11 protein-coding genes are annotated in these 9,761 nt (G+C 71.8%); 1 reads left to right on the top strand and 10 read right to left on the bottom strand.

Going from position 1 to position 9,761, the window contains the following annotated elements:
- Positions 1 to 187: 187 nt before the first annotated feature.
- From AB0E85_RS29520 to AB0E85_RS29495, 6 genes are all read right to left on the bottom strand, one after another.
- Positions 188 to 949: an ABC transporter permease gene (locus tag AB0E85_RS29520; protein WP_361933318.1), complete on the bottom strand. Its 762-nt coding sequence runs from the start codon at positions 947 to 949 to the stop codon at positions 188 to 190.
- The gene (locus tag AB0E85_RS29515) at positions 946 to 1,896 is read right to left on the bottom strand and encodes an ATP-binding cassette domain-containing protein (RefSeq protein ID WP_361933315.1); all 951 of its coding nucleotides are present in this window, start codon (positions 1,894 to 1,896) and stop codon (positions 946 to 948) included. Before AB0E85_RS29515 ends, AB0E85_RS29520 begins: the two co-directional genes overlap by 4 nt.
- A gap of 73 nt (positions 1,897 to 1,969) precedes the next feature.
- Complete coding sequence (locus AB0E85_RS29510; RefSeq protein WP_361933312.1) at positions 1,970 to 2,611, bottom strand: PadR family transcriptional regulator; 642 nt, start codon at positions 2,609 to 2,611, stop codon at positions 1,970 to 1,972.
- 10 nt (positions 2,612 to 2,621) lie between these two features.
- Positions 2,622 to 3,173 (bottom strand): DinB family protein, encoded by a 552-nt coding sequence (locus AB0E85_RS29505; RefSeq protein WP_361933309.1) that lies wholly within the window; start codon positions 3,171 to 3,173, stop codon positions 2,622 to 2,624.
- Positions 3,174 to 3,296: 123 nt separating this feature from the next.
- Entirely contained in the window at positions 3,297 to 4,760 is a 1,464-nt protein-coding gene (locus AB0E85_RS29500) for an aldehyde dehydrogenase family protein (protein ID WP_361933306.1), read from the bottom strand.
- Positions 4,761 to 4,856: 96 nt separating this feature from the next.
- Positions 4,857 to 5,681 (bottom strand): helix-turn-helix transcriptional regulator, encoded by an 825-nt coding sequence (locus AB0E85_RS29495; RefSeq protein WP_361933331.1) that lies wholly within the window; start codon positions 5,679 to 5,681, stop codon positions 4,857 to 4,859.
- Positions 5,682 to 6,024: 343 nt separating this feature from the next.
- On the opposite strand from AB0E85_RS29495, the gene AB0E85_RS29490 reads away from it, so the two are divergent.
- Complete coding sequence (locus tag AB0E85_RS29490) at positions 6,025 to 6,540, top strand: ATP-binding protein (protein WP_361933303.1); 516 nt, start codon at positions 6,025 to 6,027, stop codon at positions 6,538 to 6,540.
- A gap of 90 nt (positions 6,541 to 6,630) precedes the next feature.
- On the opposite strand, the gene AB0E85_RS29485 is transcribed toward AB0E85_RS29490, so the two are convergent.
- The 4 genes from AB0E85_RS29485 to AB0E85_RS29470 form a co-directional block, all read right to left on the bottom strand.
- Positions 6,631 to 6,849, bottom strand: coding sequence for a DUF397 domain-containing protein (locus AB0E85_RS29485; RefSeq protein WP_045296613.1), 219 nt, complete (start codon positions 6,847 to 6,849; stop codon positions 6,631 to 6,633).
- Between the two features lie 1,204 nt (positions 6,850 to 8,053).
- Positions 8,054 to 8,290, bottom strand: coding sequence for a 30S ribosomal protein S18 (gene rpsR / locus AB0E85_RS29480; protein WP_359632336.1), 237 nt, complete (start codon positions 8,288 to 8,290; stop codon positions 8,054 to 8,056).
- A 6-nt stretch (positions 8,291 to 8,296) separates the two neighbouring features.
- Complete coding sequence (locus AB0E85_RS29475; protein ID WP_361933300.1) at positions 8,297 to 9,508, bottom strand: GTP-binding protein; 1,212 nt, start codon at positions 9,506 to 9,508, stop codon at positions 8,297 to 8,299.
- A gap of 3 nt (positions 9,509 to 9,511) precedes the next feature.
- A complete protein-coding gene (locus AB0E85_RS29470) occupies positions 9,512 to 9,760 on the bottom strand; it encodes a type B 50S ribosomal protein L31 (RefSeq protein WP_033310254.1) in 249 nt (82 codons plus the stop codon).
- Between the last annotated feature and the right edge of the window lies 1 nt (position 9,761).

The following is a 9,761-nucleotide window of genomic DNA, read 5'->3' as shown; positions in this document are numbered from 1 at the left end:
CCCCGCCTGCCCGAGCCGGCGGTTCAGCCGCGAGTACTTCGGCTGCCGGGCCGACGGCCCCTACCGCCGGCCCGGGCCGGCGGCTCGACCGACCGCACTCCGCCCGCCCGGCTCAGCCGCCTGTGCTCACCCGCGAGTAGCCCGCCCGGGGCCGGCGGCCCCGCCACCGTGCCCCGGCCCACCGGAATCAGCGGCTCAGTCGCCCGAACCTCCGTACCGCCAGCGGGAAGAACACTGCCAGGAGGGCCAGGGGCCAGGCGATGGCGGGCCAGACGTGGCCGGGCTCCGTGCCCGGCACGGCGAAGAGGTCGCGTACGGCCGTGGCCGTGTGGGACATCGGGTTCCATTCGACGACCGTGCCCAGCCAGCCGGGCATGGAGCCGGGCGTGGCCAGCGCGTTGGAGAGGAAGCCGACCGGCCAGACCAGGATCTGCACGGCCTGGACCAGCTCCGGCTTGCCCGCCACCAGGGCCAGGTGGATGCCGATCCACAGCATGGCGAAGCGGAACAGGAGCAGCAGCCCCACGGCTGCGAGGAGGGCCTCCGGACCGCCGCCGGGCCGCCAGCCGAGGGCGACGCCCACGCCGACGAGCACGACCAGGGCCATCGCCGACTGGAGCATGTCGGCGGTCGAACGGCCCACCAGGACCGCGCCGTTGGCCATCGGCATCGAGCGGAAGCGGTCGATCACGCCCTTGTTCAGGTCCTGCGTGACCGCGAGCAGCGTGCCCTCCAGGCCGAAGGCCATGGTGAGCGCGAGCATGCCGGGGATCAGGTAGTCGCGGTACTCGCCGCTCACCCCCCGGCCGCCGCCGATGAGGTAGCCGAACATCAGCAGCAGCATCACCGGGAAGACCAGGTTGACGGCCAGCTGCACCGGCTGCCGTCCCCAGCGGGCCAGTTCCCGGCGGGTCATGGTCCAGGAGTCGGTCAGGACGTGGGCGGTCACGCGGGCTCCTTCACTCGGCGGTCGTCTCCGGTGAGGTGCAGGAACACCTCGTCCAGCGTCGGGCGGCGCAGGGCGACGTCCTCCGCCTCGATCCCGGCCTCCTGGAGAGCCCGGACGACCCCGGAGAGGGCCTGCATGCGGTCGGTCACCGGGGCGCTCAGCAGCCGGCGGTCGGCGTCGACGCCGATCCCCGTGAGGGGCAGCAGGGCGACGGCCGCCCCCAGTTGACCCGCGTCGCGCAGGACCACGTCGATGCGGTCGCCGCCGGTCTCGGCCTTCAGCTCGTCCGCCGTGCCCTCGGCTACGACCCGGCCGGCGTCGACGACCGCGATACGGTCGGCGAGCTGGTCGGCCTCCTCCAGGTACTGGGTGGTGAGCAGGACCGTGGTGCCGCCGCCGACCAGCGAGCGGACGGCGGACCACACCTCGGCGCGGCCGCGCGGGTCGAGGCCGGTGGTCGGCTCGTCCAGGAACAGCACCTCCGGCTCGGTGATCAGCGAGGCGGCCAGATCCAGGCGGCGCCGCATGCCGCCGCTGTACTGCCGGACCGCCTTGCGGCCGGTGTCGGCCAGGCCGAAGCGCTCCAGCAGTTCACCGGCACGCGCGCGTGCCCGCCGGGCGCCCAGGTGGTGCAGCCGGCCGAACAGCTCCAGGTTCTGCCGGCCGCCGAGCTCCTCGTCGAGCGCGGCATGCTGTCCGAGCAGGCCGATGCGCAGCCGCACGGCGTACGCCTCGCGCACCACGTCGTGCCCGGCCACCTCGACCCGGCCCGCGTCGGGCCGCAGCAGGGTGGACAGAACCCTCACGAGGGTGGTTTTGCCCGCGCCGTTCGGGCCGAGCACCCCGTGCACCGTGCCGCGCGCGACTGTGAGGTCGAGCCCGTTCAGCGCCTTCTTGTCGCCGTACGTCTTCTCCGCGCCTTCGACGGTGATCGCCGCGTCGGCCACTGAGCCTCCCCATCTAGTCAAACTTGACTACAGGCTCGAAGGTATCCCCGCCCGAACCATTCGTCAAACTTGATTAGTCGTCGTCCCCGGGATGCCGCTCCCCGGTCGCGTAGGGGTTCTCCTCGCCCGGGGCCAGCACCCCGACGAACGGGTCGCCCTCGTCGGCGAACGTGTAGGCGCCGCCCTCGATGCGCTCGATGAGACCGCGGGTCCACTCGGCCTCGGAGTCGGCCGTGTGGACCCACATGTTCATGATCTCGCCGATGTGCCCGAGCTGCCCGGGTCCCTCCTCGGGCACGTAGTGCTCCAGGACGGAGGCCCGCCACTGCTCGATCCGCAGGGTCCGCTCCTTCAGCAGCGCGACCGCCTCGGCCCGCGGCAGGTCGACGACGAAGCCGACGGCCGCCGTCTTCACGTCCGCGCGCTGGTCGTAGGTGACCAGCGCCTCCCGCAGCAGCCGGAAGTACTCCTCGCGGCCCTGCCCGGTGATCTCGTACTCCGTGCGCGGCGGACCGCCGGCCGTGGACGGGGCGATCTCGTGCGCGTGCAGCAGCCCTTGCTTCGCCATCTGCTTCAGCGCGTGGTAGATCGAGCCGGGCTTGGCGGTGGACCACTCGTGCGCGCCCCAGTACTCCAGGTCGTTGCGCACCTGGTAGCCGTGGGCCCGCCCGTGCATGCGGACCGCGCCGAGCACGAGGAGGCGGATCGTTGACATGCGGCCAAGGCTATGCCTCGGCCACCACCCGCTGCTCCTCGGCCACCAACTCGAAGGCCGTCCTGCCGTCGAGGGACTCGCGGATGACGTCGGCGTGACCGGCGTGCCGGGCCGTCTCGCGGATGAGGTGCAGGCAGAGCCAGCGGTGCGAGACCCGGCCGTCCGGCGGGAACCAGGGCTGCGCCGGCAGCGCGAAGGTGTCGTCGAGGCTCGGCACCGAGCGGATGTACGCCTCCGTCTCGGCGGCGACCTTCTCCCAGTGGGCCAGCTGCGACTCGACCGTCTCGCCCTCGACCAGCCGGAAGCACTCGTGCCAGTTGCTCTGGTCCCGCACGACGGCCGGCGGCTCGCCCTTGGCCAGGGACACCCACATCTGCTCGACTTCGGCGACGTGCTTGACCAGCCCGGCGAGGGACAGCTCACTGGCGCTGGGGCGGGACCCCGCCTGTTCGTCCGTCAGCCCGAGCACCGCCCGGCGGACACCGCCGCGCTGCTCGGCGATGAAGGCCAGGAGCGCCCCGCGCTCGTCGCCGTGTGCCTCCGCCGGAACGTGAGTGACCATGACCGCCGCCCTTCGCCAGGTCCGGGGGCCTCTCCCCCTGACACCGACCAAGCTATCGGCCCTTGCGGTCAGGTTCTGTCCGCAAGGGCCCGGGCGCCGGAAGGTCCGGAAGCTACCGAAGGTCTAGAACGGGAAACCGCTCCGGCCGTGCTGCACCGAGATCCACTTGGTCGTGGTGAACGAGTCCAGCATCGTGTCGCCGTTGAGCCGGCCGATGCCCGAGTGCTTCTCACCGCCGAACGGGACGATCGGCTCGTCGTGCACGGTGCCGTCGTTCACGTGGAACATGCCCGTGTCGATCTGCTTGGCGAAGTTCACGCCGCGCTCGATGTTCCCGGTGTGGACGGCACCGCTCAGGCCGTACGGGGTGTCGTTGACGAGGCGTACGGCCTCGGCCTCGCCGTCGAACGGGACGAGGAACGCGACCGGCCCGAAGACCTCCTGCCTGAGCAGCGCCGAGTCGGCGGGGAGGCCCGTCAGCACGGACGGCTCGACGAGGTTGTCGGTCCGTCCGCCGCGCACCAGGGCCGTGGCGCCCTCGGCGAGGGCCTGCTCGACCACACCGGAGACGGCGTCCGCCTGCGAGGAGTTGATGACCGGGCCGATCACGGTCTGCGGGTCGCGCGGGTCGCCCGCCTTGAGGGTCTTGACCTTGGCGACGAACTTCTCGGTGAACTCGTCCGCGACCGAACGGTCGACGAGGACGCGGTTGGCGGCCATGCAGACCTGGCCCTGGTGGACGTACCGGCTGAAGACCGCCGCGTCGACCGCGTAGTCGATGTCGGCGTCGTCGAGGACGACCAGCGCGCTGTTGCCGCCCAGTTCGAGGACGGAGCGCTTGAACTGCCGGGCGCAGACGGTCGCCACGTGCCGGCCGACGGCGTCGGAGCCGGTGAAGGAGATGACCTTGGGGACCGGGTGCTCCAGGAAGGCGTCGCCGATCTCGGCGATGTCGGTGATGAGCACGTTCAGCAGTCCGCCGGGCAGCCCCGCGTCCTCGAAGATCTTCGCGACCAGGGAGCCGCCGACGATCGGCGTGTTCTGGTGGGGCTTGAGCACCACGGCGTTGCCGAGCGCCAGCGCCGGGGCGACGGACTTGATCGACAGCAGGAAGGGGAAGTTGAAGGGGCTGATCACGCCCACGACCCCGACCGGCACGCGGTAGACGCGGTTCTCCTTGCCGTCCACCGGCGAGGGGATGATCCGCCCCTCGGGCGCCAGGGCCAGGTGGACCGCCTCGCGCAGGAACTCCTTGGCGAGGTGCAGCTCGAACGCGGCCTTCAGACGGGTCCCGCCGAGCTCGGCGATGATGGCCTCGGAGATCTCGGCCTCGCGCTCCTCGATCAGGCGCAGCGCCTTCTCGAAGACCGCCCGGCGGGCGTAGGGGTTGGTCGCGGCCCACTGCTTCTGGGCGCGGGCCGCCGCCCGGTACGCCTGATCGACCTCCTCGACCGTGGCTATGGTGATCGACGCCAGCTTCTCGTCGTCGTACGGGTTGAAGTCGATGATGTCCCAGGAGCCGGTACCCGGGCGCCACTCACCGTCGATGTACTGCTGTGCAAGGTCGGTGAAGTAGGACGACGACATGTGTGATCCCTCGATCCCTGGCAGACCTCTGATCGCGCCTTCACGATCTGATCACACGTCATCGTACTTGTGTTTCAGGCGAGTTGGAGGAGTACTTCAGGAGAGCTGGAGCAGGCCCCGTAGAAGGTCCCGGCTCTCCGACGGGCCCGGGCTGTCGCTCTGGAGCTCCTTGAGCGCCTTCTCGTACTGGGCGACGTCCTCGGCCTTGTCCAGGTACAGCGCGCTGGTGAGCTGCTCCAGGTAGACGACGTCCGAGAGGTCGGACTCCGGGAAGCTGAGGATCGTGAACGCGCCACTTTCGCCGGAGTGGCCGCCGAGGCTGAACGGCACCACCTGGAGCCGTACGTTGGGCCGCTCGGAGATGTCGATGAGGTGCTGGAGCTGACCCCGCATCACCGCGCGGTCGCCGTACGGGCGGCGCAGGGCGGCCTCGTCCAGGATGATGTGGAAGTCGGGCGCGCGCTCGTCGACGAGGTGCTTCTGGCGCTCCAGCCGCAGCGCCACGCGGCGCTCGACGTCGGCCTCGCTCGCGCCCTGCATGCCGCGCCGGACCACCGCGTGGGCGTAGGCCTCGGTCTGGAGCAGACCGTGCACGAACTGCACCTCGTACGCCCGGATCAGCGAGGCGGCGCCCTCCAGGCCCACGTAGGTCGGGAACCAGCTGGGCAGCACGTCCGAGTAACTGTGCCACCAGCCCGCGACGTTGGCCTCTTTGGCCAGGGACAGCAGGGAGGCGCGCTCCTGCTCGTCCGTGATGCCGTACAGGGTCAGCAGGTCCTCGACGTCTCTGGTCTTGAAGCTCACCCGGCCCAACTCCATCCGGCTGATCTTCGACTCGGAGGCGCGGATCGAGTAGCCCGCCGCCTCGCGCGTGATGCCCCGCGCCTCACGCAGTCGCCTGAGTTGTGATCCGAGCAGCATGCGCCGCACCACCGATCCCGGCTCTCCCGCGCTCACGTTCGCCAGCCTCCCCAACGTCTTCAGGGGCCGCAGTCTGCCACTAAAACACTCCGAGCAGTACTCGTCCGGTTACGGAAACGGAATCGAGACGGTCGACGCTCGCGCGCGGGAGCAAGAAGAAGGCAAGCGAACGGCCAAAGAGAGTCGCGAAGGTGACGGAAAAATTGGCCAACAAGCGGTACGGGACGGCTTATTCCGGTCACCTGCACGTGCATCTGCCCTTGCATCTGCTGTACGCATCCGAAACCATGGTCCCGCACCACCGCCGCATCGCACCGACCGCGAATTCCCGGGAGTGCCTCGCATGGGGACGAATGGATCGACCATGCTCGAGCCGTTACGGCAGGGCCTTCCGCCGCTTGATCCCGCGGCCGTGTCCGACGCCGCCTCCTGTGCTCTGCCCGCCCGCTACGAAGCGGTGCGCGAGGCACGGCAGTTCACCCGCAGAACCCTCGACCAGTGGGACATGGGCGACCGGTTCGACGACGTCTGCCTGGTGGTCTCGGAACTCGTCACCAACGCCCTGCGGCACGGGCTGCCGGCGAACGGCGGGTGCGCGGGCGGCCGTGAACCTCCCGTGCGGCTGCACCTGATGCGGTGGACCGAGCGGCTGGTGTGCGCGGTGCGCGACCCCAGTCACGACAGTCCGGTGACCCGGGAGACCGACGACTTCTCCGCCGAGTCGGGCCGCGGGCTGTTCCTCGTCGACTCCTTCAGCGACAGCTGGGGCTGGCATCCGCTCGCGGGCGCGCTCGACGGCAAGGTGGTCTGGGCGCTGTTCCGGCTGCCGCGGACCGGTTCGCGGCCGAACGGGACATGAGAAACCGCGGCGCTTCCTCGCGTCGCGGTTCTACGCGCGTTACCGCGCATTGAGTGCCGATTGCCCCGTTTGGGCGGGGCTGCCGGATCGTCAGCCGCCCACCAGGTGGTCGAACTCGCCGTCCTTCACACCCAGCAGCATGGCCTCGATCTCCGCACGGGTGTAGACCAGGGCGGGGCCGTCGGGGAAGCGTGAGTTGCGGACGGCGACATCCCCGCCCGGCAGCCGGGCGAACTCCACGCACGAGCCCTGCGAGTTGCTGTGCCGGCTCTTCTGCCAGGCCACACCGTGCAGCCCGGCGGCCGCCATACCGTTGTACACGTCGTGGTCCACAGGTCGCTCCCCGGTGGTGCACTGGCTGGTGTGGCCATTGATGCAGTGGTCAACTGACCCGGATCATAGCTCTGTTCATGTGCAGATGCATGGGCAGATGCACGTGCACGCGGGGTGGTCCCGCGGTTACAGCTTTGACGACCGCTCTACCGAAGTTCTTGACTGTTTGACGGCTTGGCCGCACCTCCCGTTCCCCGAGGGCTGCGACGAAGTCGGTGGGTTCGGCGGAGGTCCGGTGGAGGCGGAGCATCCACTCGGCGACGGAACGAGGGTCCCGGCGGGTGCCGTACCGAAGAAGCGGGAGCTGAGGCGCGGGGCCCCGGGGCCGTCGTTCGACCGGCCGACCCGCATCCGGAAGACGGTCGCCGCCTGCGGGGACGGGGAGAAATGGGCCGGTCGCAGCAGGCCGGGGTCGTCCCTGTGCCGGTGCGCCCATCGGACGATCGCCGGACCCCGACCCGGCTTCCCACCCTCGTGAAGCTGCGCGCCCCACTGCGGCCGACGGCCTCCGGGCGCCCGCCTGGGCCCGGCGTCCGGCCCGGTCCGGGGCGCCCGGGGCGGGCTGCGGGGCCGCTGCGCCGACGGGGTCGGCGCACCGTGCGCCGGAGGGTCGCCGTCCGTCAAGCGTGGGGAACCTCACCCGGGCACGCGTGCGGACGCGTCGGCCACGGCCCGCCGAGCCGGGACGTCCCTCTCGGTGCCGTCGACGTCCCGTTCGATCCCGGACGCCGGATGCGGGCCCTGACCGCGGGTGAGCCGACGGCACGAGCCGGGGTTCCCCACCGGGGACGCTTACGCCTGATCACGATCCTGCGCAGGGGCCGCGGCGGGCCGGACCGGGCGACAGCCGCCAGCGGTGGCCTCGGCACCTAGCCTGGTGCCGGCCACCGGTCGCGGGCACCGGCACTCAGGTCCGCAGCCGTCTCCGGGACCGTCACGGCATCGGCGGGGGTGCCCATCCGCCACGCGTGCGCGCACGTCGGCCGCGGCCGACTGAACGAGACCGCCCTGCCGGGGGCCACCCGGCACCCCGCCCCGCCCCGCCCCGCCCCGGCGACGCGTCGCCGGGCCCGGCACCGGTGGACTGAGAACCCCAGCCAGTGACGCACCCGGGCACGCCCGCCCCCGGCCGGCCGAGCCCGGCGGCCGTCACGCGCCAGGGTCGCCGGGCCGGAGGGGGTCAGCGGGTGGTGGAGTACGGGAGCAGTGCCATCTCGCGGGCGTTCTTGATGGCCCTGGCCAGCCGGCGTTGTTGCTGGGACGACACCCGGGTGACACGGCGGCTGCGGATCTTGCCGCGGTCGGAGATGAACTTCCGCAGCAGGTCGGTGTCCTTGTAGTCGATGTAGGTGATGCCGGCCTGGTCGAGGGGGTTGGGCCGGTTCTTGGCGGGCTTGCGCTCGGGCTTGCGCGGCATGGGGGGTCAGACCTCCAGGAGGGTGTCGAAGGCGTGCGGCAGCCGCTGCCAGGCGTCGGGCCCGGCGGCGTACTCGGCGTCGGTCAGCAGGCAGGACTCCAGCAGCCGCTCCAGGCCGTCCCGGTCGAGGCCGGGCGAGGTGAAGACGAGGTGCTGGCAGCGGTCGCCGTGCTCGGGGTGCCAGTCCAGCGCGGCGGCGGCCCGGCGCACCGGCGGGACCATGTCCCAGGCCGCGTCCGGCAGGGAGGCCAGCCACGGTCCCGTGCTCTCCACGCACAGGGCCCCGCCCGCCGCGTCCCAGTGGAACAGCGTGTCCGGCTTGTCGGCGAGCCAGAACCGGCCCCGGCTGCGGGCAGCCGCACAGGTCAGGTCCTCCAGCGCCGCGTACAACCGCTCCGGGTGGAAGGGGCGCCGCATGCTCCAGACCAGGGTGGAGACGCCGTGCGCGTCGGCCTCGGCGGGGAGCAGGGCACAGGCCGGGTGCTGGGCGGCGGCGGCCGCCTCGACGTCGAAGCCGGCCAGGGCGGCCTGGGCCAAGGAGGAGAGCGCAGGCCGGCGCGGGGTCGGCACGGTCAGTCCGTCGCCGGACGGTTCGGCCGCTTCGGACGGGAGGGCCTGCCCGATGCGCACCTGTCGGGCCGTCGGGTGCAACTGTGCGAGCAGCTCGCGGTCCTCCTCGTCTGCCTCCGGGGATTCGGCGATGGCCAGAACGGGGGCGTACTCCAGCTGGCGCGCGAAGGTGTCGGCGACCGTGCGCTGGTCGGTGGCCGCGGCGGCGAGACCGCCGTCGGCCAGGTCGTCGCCGTTGCCGAGGTAGGGCAGGACCAGGGCCGGGTCCACGGCGGTGATCACGCCGGTGACGGTGAGACCGCCGGCCGTGACAACCTCGGCCATGGCCTTGGGCTCGACGGAGTCCCACAGCTCGACGACGGCGAGCCGGGTACCGCCGGCGTCCCGGAGCCGCTCCAGCTCCGGCACCAGGTCCTCGCGCAGGGCACAGCAGGCACAGTCGTTGACGAGCGGCGCCTCCCCCGCGTCGAGGATGCCGGAGGCGTCCCTGATGGTCCGTACGACCGTGCCCGCGGCGGCCGTCGCGAGGTCGTGGTGGAGGACGACGCTGCCGGGCACGTCGGCGAGCAGGCGCGCGACGGCCGCCCTGCGGGCATCGGCGTGCAGGCCGCCGACGATCACGACGGGGAGCCCAGGAGGGGCAGCCATGGGTCAGCCCTTCTTTCCGTACCGGCGCTCGAAGCGCTCCACGCGGCCGGCGGTGTCCAGGACGCGGGCGGTGCCGGTGTAGAAGGGGTGGCTGACGTCGGAGATCTCGACGTCCACGACCGGGTAGGTCCGGCCGTCCTCCCACTCGATCGTCTTCTCGCTCGTCATGGTCGAGCGGGTGAGGAAGGCGTAGTTCGCGGCACGGTCACGGAAGACGACGGGGCCGTACGCCGGGTGGATTCCCTCGCGCATG

Source organism: Streptomyces sp. NPDC029044 (assembly GCF_040637495.1).
Lineage (GTDB): Bacteria > Actinomycetota > Actinomycetes > Streptomycetales > Streptomycetaceae > Streptomyces.
The sequence above is the reverse complement of the archived record's forward strand: the minus strand, read 5'-3'. Positions and strand labels throughout refer to the sequence as shown.